Here is a 25711-nt window from a genome sequence, read left to right as displayed (position 1 = left end):
GTTCAGCCCTTCTGCGCGGTGGTCGCCACGCCGTCGAGAATGTAGCGCTGGCCGAAGGCGAACAGCACGATCATCGGAACCACCGCGATCACGCTCGCCGCGATCGCGATCTCCCACTCGTAGTGGCCGGACAGCGCGAACGCGTCGATGATCGACTTCAGGCCGCGCGGCATCGTGAAGTAGTCCGGCGTCTGCAGGTAGATCAGCGGTTTCATCAGGTCCGACCAGCTGGCCTTGAACTCGAAGACGAACACGATCACCAGCGCCGGCTTGCACAGCGGGAACGCGATCCGGCGGAACATGCTGAAGTAGCCGCAGCCGTCCACCCGGGCCGCTTCGAACAGTTCGCGCGGGATGCCGAGGAAGAACTGCCGGAGCAGGAACACGTAGAACGCCGAGCCGAACAGGTTCTGCGCCCACAGCGGGATCTGGGTGTCGATCATGCCGAGGCGGTTCCAGATCAGATACACCGGGATCATCGTCACCGCGCCCGGCAGCATCATCGTCGACAGCAGCACGCCGAACAGCAGGTTGCGGCCACGGAACCGGAAGTACGCGAAGCCGAACGCGACCAGCGCGCTGGACAGCGTGACCGCCGCCGCGGCCATGAAGCCGACCGTCAGCGAATTGACCAGCCAGCGCATCACCGGTGCCGTGTCGAACACCCGGGCGTAGTTCTCCGGCTGGAAGACCCGCGGGATCAGTTCGTTGTCGAACACCTGCGACCGGGGCTTCAGCGACGCGCTGACCAGCCAGACCAGCGGATACACGAACGCGAACGTCGCCGCGGTGAGAAAGATCAGGAACGGCAGCCGGCGGATGTCGAACCGCGACGGGGCACCCGGGGACGCGGCAGTGGTGGTGGCCATCAGCGCTCCCCGTGGTAGTAGACGTAGCGGTTGCCGATCCGGAACTGCAGGAAGGTGATCAGCAGGATGATCACGAACAGCAGCCAGGCCATCGCCGAGGCGAAGCCCATCTTGAAGAACTGGAAGGCGTTCTGGAACAGGTAGACCATGTAGACCAGCGACTCCTCCGACGCCGAGGCCTTCTGCTGCGGGCCGTAGAACATCGTGTAGGCCTGGTCGAACATCTGCATCGCCGCGATCGTGTTGGTGATCACGGTGAAGAACAACGCGCCCGAGATCATCGGCACGGTGATCCGGAAGAACTTCGTCAGCGGCCCGGCGCCGTCGAGATCGGCCGCCTCGTACAACTGCTTCGGTACGCCGTTCAGCGCGGCCAGGTAGATCACCACCGTGCCGCCGAGCGTCCACAGGCTGACCATCGCCAGCGACGGTTTCAGCCAGTTCGGATCGGTGGTCCAGTTCGGTCCGTTGATGCCGACCCAGCCGAGCACCTTGTTCACCAGGCCCTGCTGGCCGTTCAGCAGCAGCAGGAACATCGCGCCGGCGGCGACCGCGGGGGTCATCTCCGGCAGGTAGAAGGCGGTCCGGAAGAAGCCGCCGGCCTTGCCGACGCGCATCAGCATCATCGCCAGCACCAGCGCGAAGATCGTGCCCAGCGGCACGAACATCGCGGCGTACACGAAGGTGTTGCTCAGCGACTTCAGCACCCGCGGGTCGTTGAACAGCTCGCGGTAGTTGTCCAGGCCGACCGACTGCGGGGCCTGGATCATCTGGTAGTCGGTGAACGACAGCACCAGGCTGGCGATCATCGGCCCGGCGGTGAAGACCAGGAAGCCGATCACCCAGGGCGCCACGAACATCCAGCCGGCCCGGTCCTCCTGCCGGGCCAGCGGGCTGCGCTGCGGACGGCGGCCACGGCGGACGGGCTCGGCCTGCCCGTCCGTCGCGACCTGCTCCACGGTTGCCGTCACGAGGTCAGCCCTGGCTCGCCTTGTCGAAGGCGGCCTTCGCCTCGGTCTGCGCCTGGTCCAGGGCCGCCTGCGGGGTCGCCGTACCGCCCAGGGCCTTGCCGACCGCGTTCTTCCAGGCCGCCTCGATCTCGGCGCCGGCCGCCGACGGGTTCAGCGACTTGGCCTTGTCGAGCGCGGAGTAGTAGTTCTCGATCGCCTGGTCGAAGCCGGCGTCACCGGTCGGCTTGAGGTACTTGGTCTTGATCTCCTCGTCGGCCACCTTGTTGCCGGTGAACAGGCCGGTGAAGAAGCTCTTGTCCTTGGCCACGGTCTGCATCCGCGCCTCGGCCGCCTTGTGCCAGGTCTCCACCGAGGTCAGCGTCTTGGCCCACTTGCAGGCGGCGTCGAAGTTCTTCGCGCCCTTCGGCACCACCCAGGCGCTGCCGCCGAGGGTGCTGATCTGCTGGCCCTGCCGGTCGGTGAACGGCGTGGAGGCCAGCTCGAGGCCGTTCTTGCGGGCGTCGCGCAGCACGTTGACGTACCAGTTCTCGATCGGCATCACGCCGAGCTGGTCTTGGGTGAACTGGTTCTTCTCGCCGAAGATGTCGAAGGTGTCGCGGAAGGTCTTGAAGTTCGACCAGCCGCCCTGGTCCTGGACCAGCTTGATCGCGAAGGTGAGCGCCTCGACCGCCTTCGGGTCGTTCAGGTTCGGCTCGCCACCGGGCTTGACCAGCTCGGCGCCGTTGTTCATCGCCCAGAGCGGGAAGAAGTCCGGCATCCGCGGGTCGTAGCCGATCCGGGCCGGGCGGCCGTTCTTGGCCTTGTAGAGCTTCTTCGCGGTCTGCTCGAGCTTGTCCCAGTCGGTGGTCTGGATGTCGGAGACCTGGACGCCGGCCGACTTCAGCGCCTTGGCGTTGATCAGGTTCGCGGTGACGGTGTAGAACTCCGGGATGCCGTAGGTCTTGTCCTTGAGCTTGACCTCGTTCATCGCGGCCTCGCGGTACTGGCCGGTGTCGATCTCGTTGTTCTTGATGCAGTCGTCCAGTGGCTGGATCGCGCCCTTGGCGGCGTAGGTGCCGATCAGGTTGCGGGCCATGTAGACCACGTCCGGCGCGTTGCCGCTGGAGACCGCGGTGAGGAACTGCTGGGGGTCGAAGTCGCCCTTGTTGTTCTTCACCGTCACGCCGGGGTAGGCGGCCTTGAACGCGGCGATCCGCGACTGGGCCACCTCGTCCTCACCGCTGAAACCCATCACGTTCAGCGTGCCCGACGGCGTGGAGCCGGCGGAGCTCTCCCCGCCGCCACCCTCGTCCTCCTTGCCGCCGACGCCGGCGCAGGACGTCAGTACCAGCGCGCTCGCTGCCAGTACCACGGGCAGGCGGAGATGCTTCATTGCGTGCTCCTTACCTCACAGGGGATCAACACCTGGCGAATGTGGCATCGATGCCACATTCGATGCCAGGAACCGTATGCGCACCGACGAGCTGCCGTCAATGCATCAGAGGTCCGGGGATGGATAACGATTCATCGGTACCCGCTGACAAACCGGTGGGCGCCGAGCGGGAGGGCGCGGGGGTCCGGCGGTGGGCGCCGAGCGGGAGGATCCGCGGGTCAGGCGGTGGGCGCGGGGCCGGTGGAGCCCCGGACGATCATCCGGGGAGCGACCCGGACGATGCGGCGGCGGGCGGGCAGCTCGCCGCGGATGCGGGACAACAGCAGCCGGGCGCCGGCCCGGCCCAGGTCGACCGTGTGCTGGTCGACGGTGGTCAGCGCCGGCTGGACCAGCGACATCCACGGCACGTCGTCGTACGCCGCGAGGCTGAGCTGGCGGGGGATCTTGAGCCGCCGATCCTTGATCTCGGCCAGCGCGCCCTGGGCCAGCACGTTGTTCGCCGAGATGATCGCGGTGACGTGCTGCTCGTTCAGCAGCCGGCGCGTGGTCTGCTGGGCCGCGTCGGCGTCGAAGCTGGTGAAGGCGATCAGGTTCTCGTCCACCTCGAGCCCGTGGTCGGCGTGCGCGGCCCGGAAGCCGGCCAGCCGGCCCGCGCCGGTGGACCACTTGGTCTCGTCGATCAGCAGCCCGATCCGGGTGTGGCCCAGCCCGATCAGGTGCTCGGTCAGCTCGCGCGCGCCGGCCTTGTTGTCGCTCAGCACCACGTCGCTGCCGGACCGGCCCAGCTCACGGTCCGCGCACACCACGTGCACGCCGTTGTCCTGCAGGATCCGCGGGCACGCGGCGGTCACCGGGGTGACGATCACACCCGGCACCCGCATCGCCAGCAGCGTCTCGGCCGCCCGCATCTCTTCTTCGGGATCGCCGTTGTCGTTGACCAGCACCATCTGGTACTCCGCCGCGCGCAACTCCTCCTCGATGCCGGCCGCCAGGTCGGCGTAGAAGGGGTTGCGCAGGTCGGAGATCAGGACGCCGATCGACGTGGACGTCCGGCTGCGCAGGTTGCGCGCGTTGTGGTCCAGCACGTAGCCGATCTTGTCGGCCGCGGCCCGGACCCGGTCGCGCACTTCCGGAGATGCGTAACCACGGGTGTGCAGTGCGCGGGAAACCGTTGACGGTGAAACCCCGGCCTCACGGGCGACGTCCTGGACGGTCGGCCGTTTGACCGCTGCCCCTGGACGCGGACTGCCTGCCTGCTGCCCCCGCGGGTTCATGGGCGGCAGTCTAGAGCGTCTCCTGGGCGGCCACCTCCCGGGCGGCCGCGCCGAAGCTGCGCCAGCTCTCGGCGATGGCGGCGAAGTCGTCCGGACCGAAGTCGTGCCGGTCGGTGTCGGTGCCGTCCACGTAGTACAGCGCCGGAACGCCCAATCCGTGCTGGATCTTCAGGTACTCGCGCCACTCGGCGTGGCTCGGCATCATCCAGCCGTCGGTGTCGATGCCCAGCTCGGGACACGTCGCGCGGACCACGCCGGCCCGGTACGTCATGTGGCGGGCCACGTAGCCCGGCTCGGCGGTGTCCGCCGCGCGCAGGACGTCGTTCAGCCGGATCATGTCGGTCACGTCGATGAACGCCGGGTTCGGCGTGTGGGTGACGACGAGCGCCTCGGGCTTGACCCGCTTGGCCGTGTCGTACACCAGCCGCAGCTGTTCGTGCAGCAGCGCGTTGCCCCAGCGCGAACCGCTGTGCTTCAGCGACGATCCGGACGGCGTCCGCGCGGTGAAGTCGATCTTGAAGCCGTCCGCGTCCAGGCCGTCGGCCGACAGCATGTACTCGACCGCGTCCACGATCAGCGCACGGCAGGCGGGAGACTCGGGATCCAGGCCGACCGGATGGCCGTCCGCGTCGAGGATGCACGCGTCGGCGGGTGCGCCTTCCTCGTCCCACGCCTTCCACCACAGCAGAACGCGCTGACCTGCCGCGTGCCGTTCGGCGATCCAGCCGCGCAGGTCGGTCCATTTCGCCGGGTCGGGCCGGCAGGTCGCGTACGCCTCCTGCCACTTGTCGTCCACCACCACGGTCTGCGGCACGATGCCCTGCCTGGCCAGCCTGGTCAGGAACCGGTCGTAGTTGACCTGCGTGGCCAGTGGCTGCGGCGCCTCGCCGGTGCGGGCCGAGATCGCGCACTGGGCACCCCACCCGCAGAAGATGGTTCCCTGCCACCAGTCCTGTTTCTGTGCCGTACGCCGCGGGACGACGCCGTACTCGTCGAGCAGCGCGCGGTGCCGGACGAGCACGTCCTCCGGGTCCTTGCCGCCGAGGTGCACCACCAGCAGCGGCGTACGGAAGGAGCCGTCGACGGTGGTCTGGCCCTCGTAGTCCAGCCGGAGCGAGAACCCGCCGGTGACCGGGGCGTAGTTGTAGTTCGTGAAGGTCTGCTCGTCGATCGGTGCGACGAGGCTCAGGCCGAACCACTGCTTCGAGTCGGGCGTCACCGCGAAGCACCAGGGCGCGGGGGAGAACAGCCAGCGCTCGATGCCCGGTTCGCTGCCCTCGCCGCACGGCCCGATCGTGGCCGGCTCCAGGGCGTCGCGCAGCACGCGGGTCGGGTGGTCCGGATTCGGCGAGTAGGCCTGGACGAGGTGCGACCCGCTGGGCAGGAAGCCTCGCGGCGTACGGCGTCCGCCCAGCAGGTGCATGTCGGTGATGCGGCCGCTGCCGGTGACCGTGGTGGAGGACTCGATCCGGTCCGGCAGGAAGCGGACCGTGGTGATCCGGCTGTCCCACACGGTGCTGCGGCTGGTGGCGGTCAGGACCAGCTCACCGGGGTGCCGGGCCTCCTCGACCACGATCTGGCCGTAGCTCTCGTCGAGGCCGCCGACGGTGTCGAGCGACGCGTGCAGCCGCAACGCGAACCAGGGCCGGCCGTCGGTCCCGTGCACCGCGGCGTACGCCTTGGCGGTGTTGACCTCGACCACGTAGTCGCCAATTCTCACGAACTCTCCTCAGGCAGGCGAACGTCGACCAGCGCCTCGGCCAGCTGACCGAGGTAGCGGCCGTCGCGGGTGACAGCGGCGGCGATCCGCGCCCGGCGGACCGGTTGCCGCACGTACGGCACGACCAGAAAGGTCCGGTCGTCGACCTGTTTGCAGGTCCAGTCGGGGGGTACCACCAACTGGACGGAGTCCGCCGTCTCCACGGACACCTCGAACGGCACTCCGTGCACCGCTTCGATTCGGTACGGCGTGATGCGGGTGCTGCCGCCGAAGACTGGATCGTCGGGCTGGAGCAGCGCCCGGTGGACCCGAGCGACCTCGGCTCCAACCGTCGTGAGCTCGTCCAGGTAGTCCTGCTCGACCAGCCGCGGCTCCCAGTGCCCGGTGATCATCAGCTCCGGCTGCAACCGCTGGTAGAGCGCGGCCGAAGCGGCGAAGTCGTCGGGCCGGAACAGGTTCGCGTACTGGAAGTTGGGGATCTCGGGCAGCGCTCCGGGAACCCATGTGCCGGTCTGCTGGTCGCCGGTGGCCAGCACGCGCCGCCCGTCCACGGTGAAGCCGATCGCCGACGCGTAGAGCGTGTGCCCGGGCAGCGCGTGCATCTCGAGCTCGTACTCCCGCCAGCGCACGCTGGTGCCGTCCGGGATGTGCCGCTCGCAGTGGATCGGCTCGTACCAAAGGCACGGCAGGTCGTACTGCGACGGGTTCTCCAGGACGTCGGCGACCAGGCTGGAGGCCCACACTTCCGTGCCGTGCACCTCGCGCAGCAGGTTGAACCCGGCGACGTGGTCGTCGTGGTAGTGCGTGGGGACGGCGACCTCGATCTTGTCGATGCCGTAATCCCTGCGCAGGGCGCGCAGGCTGGGAAGCCACGGCCGGACGGTGAACCGCTCGCCGCCCTGCGGGATGCCGGTGGTGAGGTCGTAGCCGAAGTCGATCATCAGCGCCGTACCGGCGTCGCTCAGCAGCACGTAGCAGCGGGACTCGCTGGTCCGGTTCATCAGCAGGTGCGGGCTGAGCTGCACGAACGGTTTGTCCAGCTTGTTCAGAATGTCGGTGCCGAAGCCCATCCGGACGTGGTACAGGTCGGCGAGCGTGCGGCAGGTCTGCTCGGCGGCGGCGGCCGGGTCGGTCATCGGTTCGCCGTGACTGGGCAGCAGCACCGTCGGATGGTGGTCGAGCAACTGGGTCAGCGACGCCATGGTGAGCGCCGCGCCTTCGAGACCGACGTACGACCACTGCAGGGCGGCCGCGGACCAGACCTTGCCGGGGCTGTGGATCAGGTCGCCGACGAAGGCCTGACCGCCGATCAGGTAGGTGACGCTGCCGGGGGTGTGCCCGGGCGTCGGGACGGTCGTGACGTCGAGGTGGCCGATCCGGGTGGTGCTGTAGTCCTTCATGACTCCGGTGACCGGGACGGACTCCAGCAGCGAGAAGCGGTCGAGGCGCAGGTCGTAGTTGTTCGCCACCGGGCGGCGCTGCCAGTTGCGGTCGACGTCGTCGATCAGGCTCGCCTCGTTCTCCGGGACCCAGATCCGGGCGCCGGCCGCGGCCAGCAGCGGCAAGCCCTCGACCTGGTCGCGGTGGTGGTGGGTGACGATCACGTCGGTCACCGAGTCCACGCCGTACTCGTCGAGGTGGTCCAGCCAGCGGCCGGATCCGGCGTCCACGGCCACGGCGGTCCGGCGGACGGGATCGACGTGCAGATAGACGACGCAGGTGTCGTCGACAGCCAGCACGTTCGGGCCGACCGTGCGGCGATGGGTGGTCACACTCAGCAGCCTAAGCAACGCTTGGGGGGACTTGGCAAGTTCATATGAAAACGATTCCACATGCCGGGCGGATTCACGGGTAAGCGCTTCACGCAGTAGCGCTTCCCGCTCGGCGCCCCGAAGCAGCGCTACTGCGGGTGTATGCGGCCGGGGCATGGGTACCTCCGTGGCCCCGGTGAGGCGATTTCAGGAGGTGGACCCGATGCGGGTTCTCGGCGTCAACGCCATCTTTCACGATCCGTCCGCCGCGCTGGTTGTCGACGGCCGGATCGTCGCGGCAGCGGAGGAGGAACGGTTCAGCCGCCGCAAGCACGGCAAACGGCCGGTGCCCTGGTCCGCCTGGGAGCTGCCGGAGCAGGCGATCCGCTGGTGCCTGGACGAAGCCGGGCTGAAACCGGAGGACATCGACGCGGTCGGCTACTCCTTCGATCCCTCGCTGTGCGTCGACCTGGAAGGACTGGGGGTCACCGATCCCGGGGACGCCGTCCGGACCGACTACGCGCGGCGGGCTCCACGTTTCCTCGCCGCCGCGTTGCCCGGGCTCGACCCGGACAAGGTGCGCTTTGTGCCGCACCACGTCGCGCACGCGGCGTCGGCCGGCCTCGCGGCGCCGTACCGGGAGAGTGCTTGTCTGGTGCTGGACGGCCGCGGCGAACGGGCGTCCCACCTGGCCGGCCGGTACGACGGCCCGAAGCTCGAGATCCTGGCCGCGCAGGACCTGCCGCACTCGCTCGGACTGCTGTACGAGGACCTGACCGAACACCTGGGGTTCCTGCGGTCCAGCGACGAGTACAAGGTGATGGCGCTGGCCTCCTACGGCAAGCCGCGTCATCTGGGCGACTTCCGCGAGCTGGTCCGCGCCACCGACGGCGGTGGCTTCGTCACCGAGAAGATCGACTGGGCGGCGTATGCCCCGAAGGTCGCTCCGGGCGAGGACCTGATCGACGCGCACGCGGATCTGGCCTGCAGCGTGCAGCGCAGACTCGAAGAAGTGCTGCTGGACTTGGCTCGCTGGCTGCACGAGCAGACCGGTGCGAAGGCGCTGACCATGGCCGGTGGCACGGCCCTCAACTGCGTCGCGAACTCCGTCCTCGCCCGCAGCGGTCCCTACGAGCACGTCTGGGTGCAGCCCGCCGCCGGTGACGCCGGTACGTCGCTGGGCGCCGCCCTGCAGCTCAGTGCGGAGGAGGGACGCCCGGAGCCGATGGCGACGCCCGCGCTGGGCCGGGGGTTCAGCGACGAGGAGCTGGCCGCGCGGCTGCGGCAGGCGGCGCTTCCCTTCGAGACTCCGCGCGACCTGGCCGCGGTGGTGGCGCAGGCGCTGGCGGACGACCAGATCATCGCGTGGTTCCAGGGCCGGGCCGAGTACGGACCGCGCGCTCTCGGACACCGCTCGCTGCTGGCTCACCCGGGCCGCAAGGAGAATCTCGAGCGGCTCAACGACATCAAGGGCCGTGAGCAGTTCCGCCCGGTCGCGCCGCTGGTGCTGGCCGAACGGGCCGCCGACATCTTCGTCGGGCCGTTGCCCAGCCCGTACATGCTGTTCGTGCACGACGTCGTCCCGGCCTGGCAGGAGCGGATCCCCGCGGTCGTGCACGTCGACGGCACGGCCCGGATCCAGACCGTCGACCGGACCGACGAGCCACTGGTGGCCGCGCTGCTGGAGGAGTTCGAGCAGCGCACCGGTCTGCCCGTTCTGGTCAACACCAGTTTGAACATCGCCGGACGGCCGATGGTGGACAGTCCGCACGACGCGCTGGAGCTGTTCGGTGCCGCGCCGGTCGACATGCTGGTGCTGGGTCCGCACGTGGTCCGGCGAGCCGGGGCCTTCCGGTGACTCGGTGGTCGGTCGTCGTACCCACTGTGGGGCGTCCGTGCCTCACCGATTTGCTGTCCGATCTGGCGCGGCAGCCGAACCGGCCCGAAGCGGTGTACGTCGTGGACGACCGGGCCGCTGCGGAACCTCCGCTCGACCTCACCGCGACCGGGCTCGACGTGCTCGTGCTGCCCGGCGGTGGGCGCGGACCGGCGGCCGCCAGAAACAAGGGATGGCGCGCGGCCTCGACCGAGTGGATCGCCTTCCTGGACGACGATGTCAGGCTGCCGGACGGCTGGTCCGACCTGCTCGTCGAGGACCTTCGGCAGCCTGATCAGGTCGCCGCGGTGCAGGGACGCATCGTCGTACCGCGGGCGTCCGGCCGGCGGCCGACGGACTGGGAGCGCAGTACGGCCGGGCTGGAAGGGGCCAGGTGGGCCACGGCCGACATGGCCTACCGGCGGTCGGTGCTGGAAAGGGTGGGTGGCTTCGACGAGCGGTTCCCGCGCGCCTACCGCGAGGACGCCGAGCTCGCGCTGCGGGTACGGCGTACCGGCGGGCGGTTGGTGGTCGGCGAGCGGTTCGTGAACCATCCGGTCCGGCAGGAGAACTTCTGGGTCAGCGTGCGGGTCCAGCGGGGCAACGCGGACGATGCCCTGCTGCGCGCGATCTACGGCAAGCACTGGCGTGAACTGGCCGAGTGCCCGCCCGGCCGGTTCAAGTGGCACCTGGCAACAGTCGCTGCCGCGGGGTTGGCAACCGCCGGAACGCTGCTCGGCCGGCGCCGTACGGCGGCTGCGGGACTGGCCGGCTGGCTGGCCCTGACCGCCGACTTCACCTGGCGCCGGATCGCTCCCGGTCCACGGACCAAGAACGAGTTGCAGCGGATGACCGCGACCTCGGCGGTCCTGCCGTTCGTCGCGGTCTGGCACCGGACGCGTGGGTGGTGGCGTCACCGCGGCAGCATGCAGTGGCCTGGCCCGGTGCGCGCGGTGCTGTTCGACCGGGACGGGACGCTGGTGCACGACGTGCCGTACAACGGCGATCCGGCCAAGGTCGTGCCGGTGGACGGCGCGGAGGAAGCGGTCGCTCGGCTGCGTGCGGCGGGCCTGCGCCTGGGCGTGGTGACGAACCAGTCGGGGATCGGGCGCGGGCTGATCAGTGCCGACGACGCCGCCGCGGTGAACCAGCGGGTGGACGAACTGCTCGGACCGTTCGACACCTGGCAGCTGTGCCCGCACGTCGAGGCCGACGGCTGCACCTGTCGCAAACCCGCAGCGGGCCTGGTGATCTCGGCCGCGGAGCGGCTCGGCGTACGGCCTGAGCAGGTGGTTGTGGTCGGGGACATCGGCTCGGACGTCGCTGCCGCGCGGGCCGCGGGGGCACGGTCGGTGCTGGTGCCGAACGGCAAGACCCAGCCGGAGGAGATCGTGCAGGCCGCCGTTGTCGCTCCGGATCTCGGTACGGCGGTGGACCTGGTGCTGGAGCAGTGCCGATGAGGACCGTCCTGATCAGCCGGATGGACAACGACGGCGACGTCCTGCTCGCAGGACCGGCGATCCGTGCCGTGGCGGCGACCGATCGCGTGGTGCTGCTGGTGTCCCCGTCCGGCGAGCAGGCGGCGCGGTTGCTGCCCGGAGTGCACGACGTTTTCGTCTGGCCCTGTCCGTGGACGGGTTTCGATCCGCCGGCCGTCGATCCGGTCAGCGTGAGCACGCTGGTCGACGCGTTGCGGCTGGCGCGCGTGCATCGAGCACTGATCCTGACGTCGTTCCACCAGAGTCCCTTGCCGATGGCGCTGTTGCTGCGGATGGCCGGGCTGGGGTGGATCGGGGCGTCGAGCATCGACTACCCGGGTTCGCTGCTCGACCTTCGGCACCATCCGGAACCGGGCCACGAGGTCGAACGTGCGCTGTCCCTGGTCCGGGCCGCGGGCTACGAACTGCCCGACGGTGACGACGGCCGGCTGGCGGTCCGCGACGCCCTACCGCCCATATCGTTGCCTGAAGCGCCTTTTGTGGTGGTCCATCCCGGCGCCTCGGTGCCGGCGCGCGCGCCGGGCGCCGCGACGGCCCGCGCGATGGTCGAGGCATTGGTTGCTGATGGCCACCAAGTGGTGGTGACCGGAGCGGCGTCGGAGCGGCGGCTGACCGCGCAGGTCGCGGCCGGTGGCGGCATCGATCTCGGTGGCCGTACCGGCTTCCGGGAGCTCGCCGCGCTGCTGAAGGCGGCGTCCTGCGTCGTGGTCGGCAACACCGGTCCGGCCCATCTCGCCGCCGCCGTCGGTACGCCGGTGGTGTCGCTGTTCGCGCCGGTCGTCCCGGCCGAATCCTGGGCGCCTTGGGGAGTGCCCACCGTTCTGCTCGGCGACCAGCAGGCGCCGTGCGCGGCGTCCCGCGCCCGGATCTGCCCGGTGCCGGGCCATCCCTGCCTGGACGGGATCTCGGCCGACGAGGTCGTGGTCGCCGTTCGCAAGCTGATCGAGGAGGTGGCCGGATGAGGATCCTGGCCTGGCACGTGCATGCGGCCTGGATGACGTCGTTCGTCCAGGGGCCGCACGAGTACTACGTCCCGGTGCTGCCGGACCGGGGCCCGGACGGCAGAGGGCGCGCGCAGACCTACCACTGGCCGGACTCGGTGCGGGAGGTGACGCCCGAGGAAGTGCGGACCGCCGACTTCGACGTCGTTCTGCTGCAGCGGCCGAGTGAGGTGGACCTGTTCGAGCGTTGGTCCGGCCGGTCCGTCGGCGAGCACGGAGTGCCGGCGGTCTACGTCGAGCACAACACTCCACGCGGCGACGTGAACGACTGGATCCACCCGCTCAGCAAGCGCAGCGACATCCCGGTGGTCCACGTGACCGAGTTCAACCGGGCCATGTGGGACAACGGCGTCGCGCCGGCGATGGTGGTCGAGCACGGCGTACCGGACTACGGCTACCGCTACACCGGTGACCTCGACTCCCTGGTCGTCTCCGTCAACGAGCCCGTACGCCGCTGGCGGGTCGCCGGGACCGACCTGGTCGCGCGGATCGCAGAGCAGGTCCCGGTAAGCGTGTACGGGATGAAGACCGACGAGCTGACGGCCCGGATCCGTTCTGGTCTGGCGGGGGTCGACAACCTGTCCCAGGACGAGCTGCACGACCGGATGGCGCAGCACTTCGCCTACCTGCACCCGTATCGCTGGACCAGCCTCGGCCTGTCCCTGATCGAGGCGATGACGCTGGGCCTGCCGGTCCTCGTGCTGGCGGCGACCGCGGCGCCCGAGTCGGTCCCGGCCGACGCGGGACTGGTCAGCTCCGACGTGGAGCTGCTCGGCTCGACGGCGCTCAGGTGGCTGGCCGATCCCGACGAGGCCCGCGAGATCGGCCTGCGGGCCCGGGCGCACGCGCTGCAGCGGTTCGGTCTCGACAGGTTCTTGGACGACTGGGAACGACTGCTGAAGGAGGTGGCTCGATGAGGATCGCGATGGTGTCCGAGCACGCCAGCCCACTGGCGGTGCTGGCGACCGGCCTGGGCACGGCCGACGCGGGTGGGCAGAACGTCCACGTCGCGGCACTGGCCTCCGCGCTCGCGCGGCGCGGCCACTCGGTCGAGGTCTACACCCGGCGGGACGATCCGGAGCTTGCTGAGCGGGTCCCGCTCGGCGACGGCGTCGAGGTGATCCACGTCCCGGCCGGTCCACCGCGGCAGATCCCGAAGGACGAGCTGCTGCCGTACATGGCGGCGTTCGGCGACTGGATGGCCGAGCGTTGGGCGGTCACGCCCCCTGATCTCGTGCACGCGCACTTCTGGATGTCCGGCGTCGCCTGCGACCGCGTACGGCGTACCGTGCCGGTTGCGTTCGCACAGACCTTCCACGCGCTCGGGGTGGTCAAGCGGCGCCACCAGGGAGCGCAGGACACCAGCCCGGCGGAGCGGCTGGAGCTGGAGGCCGGGCTGGCCCGGACCGCCGACGCCGTCATCGCCACGGCGACCGATGAGGTGCGGGAACTGCTCGCCCTCGGAGCGCCGGCGCAGAACATGCATGTCGTTCCGTGCGGTGTCGACCCAGCCCTCTTTGCACAAGCATCGACCAGTACGCCGGACGACTGGTGGCAGGGCCAGGGCGGACGCGTCCTGTCGCTCAGCCGCCTGGTCGAACGCAAAGGCGTCGACACCGTGATCGCCGCGCTGGCGAGCGTTCCCGATGCGGAGCTGGTCGTCGCCGGCGGTCCCGCCGGAGCAGCCTTCGACCAGGACCCCGAAGTACGCCGGTTGCGCGCCGAGGCCGAACGCCACGGTGTGGCCGGCCGGGTGCGGCTGATCGGCGCGGTCCCGCGCGACCTGGTGCCGCAGCTGCTGCGTTCGGCGGACGTCGTCGCCTGCACACCGTGGTACGAGCCGTTCGGCATCGTGCCGCTGGAAGCGATGGCCTGCGCGCGGCCCGTGGTCGGGTCGGCGGTCGGTGGACTGCTCGACACGATCGTCGACGGTGTCACCGGCATCCACGTGCCCCCGCGTGACCCCGCCCGGCTCGCGACCGTGCTGAAGGAGCTGCTGGCCGATCCCCGGCGCCGGGCCGAACTCGGCAAGGCGGCAGCCGACCGGGTGGCCGAGCGCTACACCTGGGCCAAGGTCGCCGAGGACACCGAGCGGGTCTACGAGCGACTGACCGCTCCGGTCGCCGCGGTGAGGAGGCGTTGATGGCCAGGTTCGGAACTCTGTCCGGGCACCTGGACGACCTGCGGACCGGCCTGGCCAGTCTGGAGCGGCACAACGCGCTGATCGAAGGCTGGGGCCGGCAGCTGGCGCCGCATCTCGCCGGTGGCGGTCGATTGCTTGCCGCAGGCAACGGAGGCAGTGCGGCGGAGGCGCAGCATCTGACCGCGGAGTTGGTCGGCCGGTTCGAGACCGACCGCGCACCGCTCGCGGCGCTGGCGCTGCACGCCGAAACCTCCAGCACCACGGCGATCGGCAACGACTTCGGTGGGGACGAGGTGTTCGCTCGCCAGGTGCAGGCGCACGGCCGGCCCGGTGACGTCCTGATGCTGCTGTCGACCAGCGGCCGCAGTACGAACCTGCTGGCCGCAGCCGAACGGGCCCACGCCGGCGGGCTGCTGGTCTGGGCGATGACCGGTCCGGGCCCGAACCCGTTGGCCGACGTGGCCGACGAGGCGCTGACCGTGGAGACCGAGGCGCCGACGGCGGTCCAGGAGATCCACCTGGTCGCGGTGCATGCGTTGTGCGCGATCGTCGAGCGGCACCTGTCGCCCGCCGTACGGGAGACGAACGAGGAGGTGGTGGTGTGACCATCCGGGTAGTGGTGATCGGCGACGTCCTGCTGGACCGCGACATCGACGGGCACGTGGACCGCGTCTGCCCGGACGCTCCGGTGCCGGTCGTCGAGATCGGGGCGGTGAACGAACGCGCCGGTGGCGCCGGTCTGGCGGCCAGTCTGCTCGCGCGGGAGGGGATCGAGGTCCGCCTGCTCACCGCGCTGGCCGACGACGAGCCGGCCAAGCGCTTGTCGGCGCTGCTGACCGAGCGGGTCCCGGTGACGGCGATCCTGACCGCGTCGGGCACGCGCTGCAAGACCCGGGTCCGCAGTGCCGGGCAGTCGTTGCTGCGCCTCGATGTGGAACCACCGAAGGAGGAACCGGCGATCCAGGGGCCCTGCGACGTGCAGGCGCTCGAGGAAGCGCTGGAGGAGGCGGACGCCGTCCTGGTGTCGGACTACGGCGGCGGTGTGGTGGCCCACCCGGAGGTGTACGGCGTACTGCGGCGCTGGGCGTCGCAACGGGCTGTCGTCTGGGATCCGCACCCGCGCGGTGCTCAGCCGGTGCCTGGCGTCACGCTGGCGACACCGAACCGGTCGGAGGCACAGCACTTCTGCGACACCGCCGGAGAACCGGACCAGCTGGTGGTGCGGTTGCGTGACCAGTGGCAGGCCTGGGCGGTGGCGGTGACCGATGGTGGCAACGGGGTGTTCACCGCGGCCGGTGGTGGACCGGCCACCTTCACGCCCACGCCGTTCGACCACCGCGGCGACGCCTGCGGTGCGGGCGACCGATTCGCCGGCACGGTGGCAGCGGCGCTGGGCTCGGGCGCGACCGCCCGGGATGCTGTCGAGCGGGCGGTCTCCGACACCGCCGCGTGGCTGGTCGCAGGAGGCGTCTCCGGGCCTGCCGGCGCCGGTCTGCGGATCCCCTGGACCACCGAGCAGGATGACGCCGCGGCGGTGATCCGACGGGTTCACGGCGGTGGCGGCAAGGTGGTGGCGACCGGCGGCTGCTTCGACGTCCTGCACGCCGGCCACATCGCCAGCCTGGAAGCCGCTCGCCGGCTGGGCGACGCGCTGATCGTGCTGGTCAACTCCGACGACAGCATCCGGCGCCTCAAGGGCCCGGACCGGCCGGTCAATTCGCTCGCCGATCGCCTCCAGGTCCTGCGCTCGCTGCGCTGTGTGGACGCGGTCGCGGTCTTCGACGACGACGACCCGTGCCGGCTGCTCGACGAACTCCGCCCGGACATCTGGACCAAGGGCGGTGACTACACCGCCGAGATGTTGCCCGAGACACCTGTGGTCAGCGAGTGGGGCGGCCGAGTCGTGCTGGTGCCCTACCTGGCGGGCCGGTCCACCACCTCCATCCTGAACCGCACTACACCGATCGACGAGAGGACTGTGTGATGACCGAGCCGATCCCTTCCGCTCTGTCCCGTGTGGCGGTGACCGGAGGCGCCAGCGGCCTGGGCGCCGCCGTGGTTCGCGCCGTCCAGAAGCGCGGCGGAACGGCCGTCGTCCTGGACCGCCAGAAGCCGGCCGAGGACGGGCCGTGGGTCGAGGTGGACCTGTCCGATCCGTCGGCCGCCGAACCTGCGCTGGCCGCGGCCGAGGACCAGATCGGCCCGCTGACCGGTGTGGTCACCGCGGCCGGGACCGACGCCTGCGGGCTGATCACCGACGTCTCGCTGGAGGACTGGGTCCGCGTGATCAACGTGAACCTGATCGGTACGGCGGCGATCGCTCGTGCCGCGGTCCCACGGCTGGAACGCAGCCGCGGCCGGATCGTGACCGTGGCGTCCACGCTCGGGCTGCGCGCGCTCAGCGACGCCACGGCGTACTGCGCGTCGAAGTTCGGCGTGGTCGGCTTCACCCGGGCGCTGGCGGTGGAGACCGCCGGGCGGGTCGGAGTCACGATGCTGATCCCGGGTGGGATGCAGACCGCGTTCTTCGACGGGCGCCCGGACCAATACAAGCCCGGGCCGGACGCCGTACTGAACGATCCGGACGCCGTGGCGGAAACTGTCGCGTACGCGCTGTCGCAGCCGCCGGGCATCGAGATCCGCGAGCTGGTGGTGACCCCCTCGACGGAGCCGTCCTGGCCGTGACGATCCTCGTCCTGCGGGCGCTCGGGCTCGGTGACGCGCTGACCGGCGTACCGGCGTTGCGGGGGCTCAAGCGTCGTCATCCCGGGCACCCGCTTGTCCTGGCCGGGACCGAGCCCGTGGCGAGTTGGCTTCGTCGGCTCGGTGTGGTCGACGAAGTGGTCCCGACGCCTGGGCTGTCCGGACCACCGCCGGGCCTGGGTCTTGGACCGCACCTTGCCGTCAACCTGCACGGGCGCGGGCCGCAGAGTCACCGGATGCTGCTCGCCGGCGGTCCGGAGGAACTGATCGCGCTCGACTGCCCGGACGCGGGCTATCGCAGTACGACGGTGTGGCGGGGCGACGAGCACGAGGTCGACCGGTGGTGCCGGCTGGTTCGGGACGCGGGTGGCGACTGCTCACCCGAAGATCTGCGGCTGGACATCCCGTCCCTCTCCACGGATGTCGTCCTCGTCCACCCGGGCGCAGCCAGTACGGCGCGGCAGTGGCCGCCGGAGCGCTGGATCGCCGTCGTCTCCGAACTCCAGCGCGCGGGCCGCCGAGTGATGCTGACGGGTGGACGGCATGAGCGTGAGCTGTGTGGATTGATCAGCAAGCCCACGGGATGCGAGGACGCGAGCGGACGCTACGACCTGGACGAACTGGCACAGGTGGTGGCTGGAGCGGCGCTGCTGGTCAGCGGCGACACCGGAGTCGCCCATCTGGCCACCGCCGTGGGCACGCGCTCTGTCACGCTGTTCGGGCCCACCCCGCCGCAGTGGTGGGGCCCTGCGATCGATCGCGAACTGCACACCGTGCTCTACCGCGGCACCGAGCCCGGCGATCCGCATGCGGACCAGCCGGACGAAGCGTTGCTGAGGATCAGCGTCGACGACGTCCTGGCCGCCGCGGTCACTGCGCTGGGCTGAGCTCCTGCTCGCGGAACCAGGCGACCGTGCTGCGCAGTCCGTCCCGCCAGTCGACCGCCGGCTTCCAGCTGAGCAACTCCTCGGCCAGCGCGGTGTCCGGACGCCGTACGCCGGGGTCGTCGACCGGCCGGTCCACGAACTCGATCGTCGACTGCGAACCGGTCGCGGCGATCACGTCCTGGGCGATCCGCAGCACCGACCGCTCGTCCGGGTTGCCGATGTTCACCGGACCCGCGTGGCTGCCGGACGCCAGCCGCAGAATGCCCTCGACGGTGTCGTCGACGTGGCACACCGACCGCGTCTGGCTGCCGTCACCGGCCACCGTCAGCGGCTCCCCGGCGAGCGCCTGGCGGATGAAGGTGGGGATCGCGCGGCCGTCGTTCGGGCGCATCCGCGGGCCGTAGGTGTTGAAGATCCGCACGATCGCGGTGTCGACGCCCTCGGCTTGCCGGTACGCCGTGGTGAGCGCCTCGGCGTACCGCTTGGACTCGTCGTACACGCCCCGCGGGCCGATCGGGTTCACGTGGCCCCAGTAGTCCTCCGGCTGCGGGTGCACCTGCGGGTCGCCGTACACCTCGGAGGTGCTGGCGAGCAGGAACCGGGCGCCCTTGTCCTTGGCCAGACCCAGCGCGTGCCAGGTCCCGATCGCGCCGACCTTCAGCGTCTGGATCGGCAGCCGCAGGTAGTCGATCGGCGACGCCGGGCTCGCGAAGTGCAGCACCAGGTCGACCGGCCCGGGCACGTGCACGAACTCGGTCAGATCACAACGGGTGAGGGTGAAGCCGGGATCCTCGAGCAGATGGCCGACGTTGTCCGGCTTGCCGGTGAGGAAGTTGTCCAGACAGGTGACCTTGTGCCCGGAGTGGAGCAGCCGTTCGCACAGATGACTGCCGAGGAATCCTGCTCCACCGGTGACGACCGCGTGAATTGGCATGGATCGAAGTACCCCTGGCCGGGGTGGACAAACGGCGTGGCCCGGTCGAAAGCGCTGGTGCCACGGGCAGTCAGTGAGAGTCGTCGTCGACCTGGCGCTCGGCGTCCTCGACGGAGGCGAAGATCCGGAACTCCTGGCCCAGACCGGTGATCGTCAGCGGCCGGTCGACCGGCCGGCCCACCCCGACCAGGGCCAGGTCGATGCCGTGCTGGGTCGCCAGCCGGCGCGCCTCGACCAGGTTGCCCAGTCCGGCCGAGCTGCAGAAGGTGACCGCGGAGACGTCGATCAGCACGCTCCGGGCCGGTGGGGCGATCGCCGCCCGGATCGATTCCGAGGCGAAGTCGGTGGTGGCGATGTCGATCTCGCCGGACAGCCGGATCAGCACGACCCCGGGTCGCAGCTCCTCGGTGACGGCGTCGAACGTCGTCCTGATCATGGCGCCGTCCTCGGAATCTGCCTGGCTCACGACGGTCTCTCCCCCGGGCAGCCCCGCGAACGCCGGTCGGTCCTGGCGCGGTGGGTGACAGCCCTGGTGTCACCGTATGCCGGATTGCTCCGGGGTCACAATGGCTGTACCGCCAGTGACCCCGGAGCGTGATCTGGGTCGGTCAGCGCCGGAAGGCCGGCTGGGTCTGGACGTTGAGCTCTTTCAGCTTGACCCGGGCCGCTGAGTCGGTGCGCGGGTCCTTGATCGAGAACACGTCGAACGCCGTCACCGACTCGGTGCCGTAGATCGCGCCGTTGTAGTAGTAGACCGACCAGTAGCCACCGAACGACGCCGGGTCGCGCGGCGGACGGTCGAAGTACCCGATCTCCTGCGGGTGCGCGGAATCGGTGAAGTCCCAGACCGAGAAACCGCCCTGGTACCAGGCCTGCACCATGATGTCGCGGCCCTTGACCGGGATCAGCGAGCCGTTGTGCGAGACGCAGTTCTCCTTCTCGGCCTGGTGCCGGTCGATCTTGTAGTAGCTGCGGAACTGCAGCTTGCGGTGCTTGACGTCGAAGATCGCGGTCGCGCCCTTGTTCGGGCCGACCTCGGGGTTGCACTCCGCGCCGCCCCCACCGCCGAGCTCGTCCATGAACACGACCTTGCTGCCGTCGCCGTTGAAGGTGGCGCCGTGCCAGAAGGAGAAGTTCTCCGCGTCCTGGACCCGGTCGAGCACCTTCGGCTGCTCCGGCCGGGAGATGTCGAGCAGCAGGCCGTCACCCATGCACGCCGCGGCGGCGATGTTCTTGGCCGGGAACGCGGTGATGTCGTGGCAGCCGCTGGTCGCGTAGCCGGTCTCGCTGCCCGGGAACCCGCCGTCGGGGAAGAGCACCGGCGAGGCGACCACGGCGGCCTGCTCGGGGTGCCGCAGCGGCACCTTGACGATGTCGACCCGGTCGTTCGGCGGCTGGCAGTCGGGGTACGTCGCGTTCGGGAAGTACGACGAGTTGTAGACGTAGACCGAGCGCTTGGACTTGTCCGGCACCAGCGTGTGGGTGTGCGAGCCGCAACGGGTCTCCACCGCCGCGACGTAGCGCGGGTTGCGGGGATCCTTCACGTCGAAGATCTTGATCCCCTCCCACGACTCCTTGAGCGTCGGCGACTGCGCGACGCTCTGGCAGGAGCTGTTGTTGCGCGACGAGTCGGTGCTGAGGAACAGCAGGCCGTCGTACACGCTGATGTCGTTCTGGCTGCCGGGGCACGAGACCTGGCTGATCAGCCGGGGCGCGGCCGGATTCGCGATGTCGTAGATCGCGAAGCCGGAGTAGTTGCCGACGTAGGCCGTCTTGCCGGCGAACGCGATGTCGGTGTTCACCCCGCCGGCCAGGGGACCGGTCATCGGCACGCTGGCCAGATGGGTGATGTTGTCGCTCTTGGCCGCGCCGGTCTCCGGCGGGGCGGGCACCTCCGCGGCGGCGGCGCCGGACAGACCGGTCAGACCGGCGACAAGGGCTAGGGAAAGGCTGAGACGGGCGAGCGTGCGTGGGCGGCGCATGCCGTGGTCCCTTCTGTGCAGTTGAATCGATCGATTGCCTCAGGGTAAGCGTGATAGACACTGTGGGGAAGCGATTTGCCACGAAGAGTGAGGTGCTGTGAGCCACTTCCGCCCGCCCCGGACCCTGACCCTGTTCGCCGCGCTCGCCCTCGCCCTGACCGGGTGCAGCGCGTCCACGCCCGACGCGGCTCCCTCGCCGTCCGGCCCGACTGTTCCGTCTGTTCCGGTCATCGTTCCCGGTACGCCGGGCGGCCCGAACCAGACCCTCGCCACGGTTCCCACGTCGGCGGCCACCGTCGATCCCGACGACCTCACGTTCCTGAGCGACATGATGGTCCACCACAGCCAGGCCCTGGTGATGGCCGAGCGCGCCCGAACAGCCGGCTCCAATGCGCGAGTGAAGGGACTGGCCGAGCGTATCCGGGTCGGTCAGAAGCCCGAGATCGAGGCGATGCGGCAGTTGCTGGTCGAACGCGGCGGAACCCCGCCGGCGCTGGAGCACGTCGAGCACACCGACCACAGCGGCATGCCGGGCATGGCCACGCCGGCCGAGCTGGCCAAGCTGCTGAACTCCACCGGGAAGGCGTTCGACCAGCTGTTCCTGGCCCTGATGATCAAGCATCATGAGGGCGCGGTGACGATGAGCGGAACGGCGATCGAGAAGGGCGCCGACCTGCGGATCGGCGAGCTCGCGCAGGACGTCAGCGTCACCCAGACCAAGGAGATCGCGACGATGCGGCAGCTGCAGAAGGAGCTGTGATGGGAGTCCTGGACGGCAAGGCGGCGCTGGTCACCGGCGGCTCGCGCGGCATCGGCGCCGCGATCGTTCGCCGCCTGGCGGCCGACGGCGCCGCGGTCACCTTCACCTACGCCTCGTCCGGCCAGGCCGCCGACGAGGTGGTCGCCGCGGTCAAGGACGCCGGCGGCCAGGCGTACGCCGTACAGGCTGATCAGGCCGACGTCGATCGGCTGCCCGCGGTGTTCGAGGCCGCGGCCGAGCCGGCCGGCGGGCTGGACATCCTGGTGTGCAACGCGGCGCGGTCGATGGTGAAGCCGATGGCCGAGGTGACGCTCGACGACTACGAGCAGATGTTCGGCACCAACCTCAAGGGCCCGTACTTCGCGATCAAACAGGCCGGCGAGATCCTGCGCGACAACGGCCGGATCGTCACCGTCTCGACGCTGAACACCAGCTTCCCGGTCCCCGGCATCTCCCTGTACGCCGGCAGCAAGGGCGCGCTGGAGCAGGTCACCAAGGTCGCCGCCCGCGAGTTCGGCGCGCGCGGCATCACCGCCAACGTGGTCTCGCCCGGCGCGACCGACACCGACATGTTCCGCGACTCCAACCCGCCGGAAGCCGCCGATCTGCTGATCGGTCTGACCGCGCTCGGCCGCGTCGGCGTACCGGCCGACGTCGCCGACATCGTCGCCTTCCTGGCCGGCCCCGACTCGCACTGGCTCACCGGCCAGAACCTGCGCGCCACCGGCGGCTTGTTGCTGTGACCGTCGCGAGCCTCCTGGCCGACATCGACGCGGCGGCCGACGCGGGAACGGCGGCGATCCTGTCCCGCTACTTCCAGGTCAAACCCGGCGGGTACGGCGACGGCGACCTGATGATCGGCGTCAAGCTCTCCACCCTGCGCGGCATCATCAAGCCCTACCAGCGCAGCGATCTGCCGCTGCCGGACCTCGAAGAGGCTCTCCACAGCCCGGTCCACGAGCACCGCCTGGCCGTGCTCTGCCTGCTCGCCGACCGCGCAGAGCGCGCGCTGAAACCCCGGACGGCCGACCCCGCGGACCTCGCCGCGATCTTCGACCTCTACCTACGCAACACCGAGCACGTGAACAACTGGGACCTGGTCGACTGCAGCGCACCCCAGATCGTCGGCGGCCACCTGCTCGACCGCCCCGGCGACGTGCTGCACACGCTGATCCGCTCACCCTTGATCTGGGACCGCCGGATCGCGCTGGTCGCCACCCACCGCTTCATCCGCGCCGGCGACAGCACCGACATCTACGCGCTCGCGCCGCAGGTCCTGGACGACCCGGAAGACCTGATCCACAAGGCCGCCGGCTGGATGCTCCGCGAGGCGGGCAAACGCGTTTCGCCGGACGAGTTGCTGGCTTTCCTCGACCAGTACGCGGCGAAGATGCCGCGCACGATGCTGCGCTACGCGCTCGAGCACTTCCCACCGGAGACGCGCAAGCACTACCTGATTTTGTGAAGGGTCTCGGCCGGAGAACTCCGGTGGTGACGCCAGTTTCGTGACAGCTTGAAGATGATTGCTGTCAGCAACAAATAGCCAGGGACAGCAGTGCGGCGTCCGGGGTGGTACGAGCGTACAGCACGAGTGTGTTAAACGGGATATGTCGACATGTCGGCTGTCCGGGCCGCGGTGGGGTCAGCGGCGCTTCGGCGCGGACGGGCTGTTCGAGAGCGGTGGCGATTCCAGGGGGCAATACCGGTGAGTGGTCACCGCGTCCGGCGTCGTCCGGCGGGAGCCCCGGTCGGCCAGGGTCGCAAACGCCAGTACGGCGCCCGCCACGGCCAGCACGGCTGAGATCACCATCGCCGTCATGAAGCTGTCCTGGAAGGCGGCGGGATCCCGGTAGGAGTCGCCGGTGATGCCGGCCGCCAGCGGGATCGCCGCGACCGCCATCAACTGGGCCGAGCGGGCGACAGCGTTGTTGACGCCGGAGGCGATGCCCGCGTGGTGGTCCTCGACCGAGTTGAGCACGGTCGAGGTCAGGGGAGCCACCGTGCAGACCAGGCCGATGCCCAGGACGACCACCGACGGCAGGATCACGGTGAAGTACCCGACGCCCGGCTCGATCTGCCGCATCAGCAGGAAGCCGCCGGCCATGAACAGCGGCCCGACGGTCATCGGGATGCGCGCGCCGATCCGCTCGGACAGGCTGCCCGCGTAGCCCGACAGGAACAGCATCAGCAGCGTCATCGGCAGCAGGGCGGCGCCGGCCGTCAGGGCGTCGTACCCGAGAACGGTCTGCAGATAGACGACGACCAAGAACGTGGCGGTACCGAGTGCGCCGTACACGACGACGGTGACCAGGTTGGCGCCGGTGAAGCGCACGTTGGCGAAGATCCCGGGCGGCAGCATCGGGTGCGAGCTGCGGCGCTCGACCTCGACGAACACGGCCAGGGCGACCACGCCGATCGCCAGCGCGGTGATCACCATCGAGTCGTCGAACCCTCGATCTCCGGCGCTGATCAGGCCGAAGGTCAGACCGGCCAGACCGACTGTCGCCAGGGTCGCGCCGGTGAGGTCGAGCTTGCCGGTCGCCTGCTCGTCGCGGCTCTCCGGAATGTGGCGAAGGGTGACCAGCACGGTGGCGGCGGCGAGCGGAAGGTTGAGCAGGAAGATCAGTCGCCACGAGCCGCTGTCGACCAGGGCGCCGCCGACGAACGGGCCGATGGCCGCCGCGACCGACGTGAGTCCCGACCAGGCGCCGACCGCTTTGCCGCGGTCGGAGGGCTGGAAGCTGGTCTGCAGGATGGCCAGGCTGCCCGGCGTGAGCAGAGCGCCGCCGATTCCCTGCAGCACGCGGCCGGCGATCATCACCTCGAGGTTCGGCGCCACCGCGCAGACGGCCGAGGCCACGGCGAACCAGACCACCCCGACCACGAACAGGCGGCGCCTGCCGAGCCGGTCACCCAGCGAGCCGCTCAGCAGGATCAGTGAGGCCAGCATCAGCATGTAGCCGTTGACGATCCACTGCAGTCCGGAGACTTCCGCGTTCAGGTCCTCGCCCATCGCCGGCAAAGCGACGTTCACAACCGTGCCGTCGAGGAAGGCCATGCTCGAGCCCAGGGCCGTGGCGGCGAGCACCCAGCGGGCCCGCGCCGTACCGAAGGCGATCCGGTCAGATGAGCCAGCCTGCGCGTCGACCATACGGAACAGGGTAGGCCCGGGGCCGTCGGTTCAGAGTGTCGTCACGGCTGCATCGGCAGGTCGAGCTGGAGTACGGCGAGGGCGCGCGCGGCTGGAAGGCCCGGCTGGATTCCGAGCCGTGGTGGCTGGCCGACAGCGCAGCGGGTCTCGGCCATCAGCGGGCAGGCCGCGTTCAGCAGGCCACCGCCCGAGACGGCCAGATGGGTGGGCAGTGTCCCGTCGGTCGCGGCGGTGAGCGGGCTGATCGCGGCCAGCGCGCGGCCGACGCGCGACGGCACGCTGCGCGCGGACGAACCGCTGAGCCGGTAGGTCAGCTCCAGCCGGGTGGCCGCCGGCTCCAGCGACAGTGTCCGGGACGGCTTCACCTCGGTGTCCGCCCCCAGCACCGGGCTGCCGTCGGCAACGATCCGCAGACCGGTCGCCTCGGGATCGGTGCGGGCCAGCATGCCCTGCAGGCGTTCTCCCGACTGCGGCACCCGCAACCGCAGCGTTCTGGTCGCACTGCGCAGCACGACTTCCTCGGTCACGTCGAAGCTGCCGTCACCCCGCGGTACGGCGGTCAGCCGGATCCCCGCCGCGGTCAGGCCCGTCCCCTGGATGGTCGGGGGCTGCACCCGCTCGCTGTCAGAGCCGGCCGCCAAGTGGCCAGGACTCGGCGGAGTCGGTCCGGCGAACTCGTCCGAGCACGCGGTGACCAGCCCCGCGATCAGCAGGGCCGCCGCGAGTCGTCGAATTCCGGACATCTGAATCGCCCCCACGGACCCGGCCACTTCCTCTGGTGGCCGGATCGACTTGCGCATACGATACGCCGGAATTGG

The 25711-nt window shown here is 70.1% G+C and carries 23 protein-coding genes; 12 read left to right on the top strand and 11 right to left on the bottom strand.

Annotated elements, in window-relative coordinates; all coding sequences use genetic code 11:
• Nucleotides 1-2: 2 nt before the first annotated feature.
• The 6 genes from BWI15_RS29065 to BWI15_RS29040 all read right to left on the bottom strand — a co-directional run bounded on the left by BWI15_RS29065 (nt 3) and on the right by BWI15_RS29040 (nt 7978).
• Nucleotides 3-869, bottom strand: a complete 867-nt coding sequence (locus BWI15_RS29065; RefSeq protein ID WP_143465943.1) for a carbohydrate ABC transporter permease — start codon at nt 867-869, stop codon at nt 3-5.
• On the bottom strand, nt 869-1840 hold the full coding sequence (locus BWI15_RS29060; protein ID WP_143465941.1) for a carbohydrate ABC transporter permease: 972 nt from the start codon (nt 1838-1840) through the stop codon (nt 869-871). The genes BWI15_RS29065 and BWI15_RS29060 overlap by 1 nt, the downstream gene beginning before the upstream one ends.
• A 4-nt stretch (nt 1841-1844) precedes the next feature.
• Nucleotides 1845-3212 (bottom strand): extracellular solute-binding protein, encoded by a 1368-nt coding sequence (locus BWI15_RS29055; RefSeq protein ID WP_077017741.1) that lies wholly within the window; start codon nt 3210-3212, stop codon nt 1845-1847.
• Nucleotides 3213-3430: 218 nt separating this feature from the next.
• Nucleotides 3431-4486 carry a LacI family DNA-binding transcriptional regulator gene (locus BWI15_RS29050; protein WP_077017740.1) on the bottom strand — a complete coding sequence of 352 codons (1056 nt, stop codon included), beginning with the start codon at nt 4484-4486 and terminating at the stop codon, nt 3431-3433.
• 10 nt (nt 4487-4496) lie between these two features.
• A complete protein-coding gene (locus BWI15_RS29045; RefSeq protein WP_077017739.1) occupies nt 4497-6206 on the bottom strand; it encodes a hypothetical protein in 1710 nt (569 codons plus the stop codon).
• The gene (locus BWI15_RS29040) at nt 6203-7978 is read right to left on the bottom strand and encodes an MBL fold metallo-hydrolase (protein WP_077017738.1); all 1776 of its coding nucleotides are present in this window, start codon (nt 7976-7978) and stop codon (nt 6203-6205) included. The genes BWI15_RS29045 and BWI15_RS29040 overlap by 4 nt, the downstream gene beginning before the upstream one ends.
• A 202-nt stretch (nt 7979-8180) precedes the next feature.
• Here BWI15_RS29040 and BWI15_RS29035 point away from each other — a divergent pair, with 202 nt between their 5' ends.
• The 9 genes from BWI15_RS29035 to BWI15_RS28995 are packed head-to-tail and all read left to right on the top strand — an operon-like array spanning nt 8181 to nt 18066.
• On the top strand, nt 8181-9815 hold the full coding sequence (locus BWI15_RS29035) for a carbamoyltransferase family protein (RefSeq protein ID WP_077017737.1): 1635 nt from the start codon (nt 8181-8183) through the stop codon (nt 9813-9815).
• Nucleotides 9812-11293: an HAD-IIIA family hydrolase gene (locus BWI15_RS29030; RefSeq protein ID WP_077017736.1), complete on the top strand. Its 1482-nt coding sequence runs from the start codon at nt 9812-9814 to the stop codon at nt 11291-11293. Before BWI15_RS29035 ends, BWI15_RS29030 begins: the two co-directional genes overlap by 4 nt.
• The gene (locus BWI15_RS29025; protein ID WP_077017735.1) at nt 11290-12294 is read left to right on the top strand and encodes a glycosyltransferase family 9 protein; all 1005 of its coding nucleotides are present in this window, start codon (nt 11290-11292) and stop codon (nt 12292-12294) included. The genes BWI15_RS29030 and BWI15_RS29025 overlap by 4 nt, the downstream gene beginning before the upstream one ends.
• Entirely contained in the window at nt 12291-13250 is a 960-nt protein-coding gene (locus BWI15_RS29020) for a glycosyltransferase family 4 protein (RefSeq protein WP_077017734.1), read from the top strand. The genes BWI15_RS29025 and BWI15_RS29020 overlap by 4 nt, the downstream gene beginning before the upstream one ends.
• Complete coding sequence (locus BWI15_RS29015; protein WP_077017733.1) at nt 13247-14476, top strand: glycosyltransferase; 1230 nt, start codon at nt 13247-13249, stop codon at nt 14474-14476. The genes BWI15_RS29020 and BWI15_RS29015 overlap by 4 nt, the downstream gene beginning before the upstream one ends.
• Entirely contained in the window at nt 14476-15081 is a 606-nt protein-coding gene (locus BWI15_RS39005; RefSeq protein WP_143465939.1) for a D-sedoheptulose-7-phosphate isomerase, read from the top strand. Before BWI15_RS29015 ends, BWI15_RS39005 begins: the two co-directional genes overlap by 1 nt.
• On the top strand, nt 15078-16460 hold the full coding sequence (locus BWI15_RS29005; protein ID WP_077017731.1) for a PfkB family carbohydrate kinase: 1383 nt from the start codon (nt 15078-15080) through the stop codon (nt 16458-16460). Before BWI15_RS39005 ends, BWI15_RS29005 begins: the two co-directional genes overlap by 4 nt.
• The gene (locus BWI15_RS29000) at nt 16460-17161 is read left to right on the top strand and encodes an SDR family oxidoreductase (protein WP_077017730.1); all 702 of its coding nucleotides are present in this window, start codon (nt 16460-16462) and stop codon (nt 17159-17161) included. The genes BWI15_RS29005 and BWI15_RS29000 overlap by 1 nt, the downstream gene beginning before the upstream one ends.
• A complete protein-coding gene (locus BWI15_RS28995) occupies nt 17158-18066 on the top strand; it encodes a glycosyltransferase family 9 protein (protein ID WP_083751086.1) in 909 nt (302 codons plus the stop codon). Before BWI15_RS29000 ends, BWI15_RS28995 begins: the two co-directional genes overlap by 4 nt.
• On the opposite strand, the gene BWI15_RS28990 is transcribed toward BWI15_RS28995, so the two are convergent.
• The 3 genes from BWI15_RS28990 to BWI15_RS28980 all read right to left on the bottom strand — a co-directional run bounded on the left by BWI15_RS28990 (nt 18050) and on the right by BWI15_RS28980 (nt 20982).
• A complete protein-coding gene (locus tag BWI15_RS28990) occupies nt 18050-19000 on the bottom strand; it encodes a UDP-glucuronic acid decarboxylase family protein (protein ID WP_077017729.1) in 951 nt (316 codons plus the stop codon). The two genes, BWI15_RS28995 and BWI15_RS28990, sit on opposite strands and share 17 nt — an antisense overlap.
• Before the next feature lie 70 nt (nt 19001-19070).
• Nucleotides 19071-19436 (bottom strand): STAS domain-containing protein, encoded by a 366-nt coding sequence (locus BWI15_RS28985; protein ID WP_083751085.1) that lies wholly within the window; start codon nt 19434-19436, stop codon nt 19071-19073.
• A gap of 172 nt (nt 19437-19608) precedes the next feature.
• Nucleotides 19609-20982 (bottom strand): LVIVD repeat-containing protein, encoded by a 1374-nt coding sequence (locus tag BWI15_RS28980; protein ID WP_077017727.1) that lies wholly within the window; start codon nt 20980-20982, stop codon nt 19609-19611.
• Nucleotides 20983-21079: 97 nt separating this feature from the next.
• Between BWI15_RS28980 and BWI15_RS28975 the strand changes: the two genes are divergently transcribed.
• Genes BWI15_RS28975 through BWI15_RS28965 form a run of 3 tightly spaced genes read left to right on the top strand, consistent with a single transcriptional unit; the run spans nt 21080 to nt 23207 of the window.
• Complete coding sequence (locus BWI15_RS28975; protein ID WP_077017726.1) at nt 21080-21742, top strand: DUF305 domain-containing protein; 663 nt, start codon at nt 21080-21082, stop codon at nt 21740-21742.
• Nucleotides 21742-22485 carry an SDR family oxidoreductase gene (locus BWI15_RS28970; protein ID WP_077017725.1) on the top strand — a complete coding sequence of 248 codons (744 nt, stop codon included), beginning with the start codon at nt 21742-21744 and terminating at the stop codon, nt 22483-22485. Before BWI15_RS28975 ends, BWI15_RS28970 begins: the two co-directional genes overlap by 1 nt.
• Nucleotides 22482-23207, top strand: coding sequence for a DNA alkylation repair protein (locus tag BWI15_RS28965; protein WP_077017724.1), 726 nt, complete (start codon nt 22482-22484; stop codon nt 23205-23207). Before BWI15_RS28970 ends, BWI15_RS28965 begins: the two co-directional genes overlap by 4 nt.
• 177 nt (nt 23208-23384) lie before the next feature.
• Here the strand turns inward: BWI15_RS28965 and BWI15_RS28960 are convergent, their stop codons facing one another.
• Nucleotides 23385-24893 carry a DHA2 family efflux MFS transporter permease subunit gene (locus BWI15_RS28960; RefSeq protein ID WP_077017723.1) on the bottom strand — a complete coding sequence of 503 codons (1509 nt, stop codon included), beginning with the start codon at nt 24891-24893 and terminating at the stop codon, nt 23385-23387.
• Between the two features lie 41 nt (nt 24894-24934).
• Entirely contained in the window at nt 24935-25636 is a 702-nt protein-coding gene (locus BWI15_RS28955) for a hypothetical protein (protein WP_077017722.1), read from the bottom strand.
• Nucleotides 25637-25711: the final 75 nt, after the last annotated feature.

The organism is Kribbella sp. ALI-6-A, from assembly GCF_001984195.1.
In the GTDB taxonomy this organism is placed as follows: Bacteria; Actinomycetota; Actinomycetes; order Propionibacteriales; family Kribbellaceae; genus Kribbella.
Note: the sequence above shows the minus strand (reverse complement) of the source record. Positions and strands in the feature narration are given on the sequence as shown.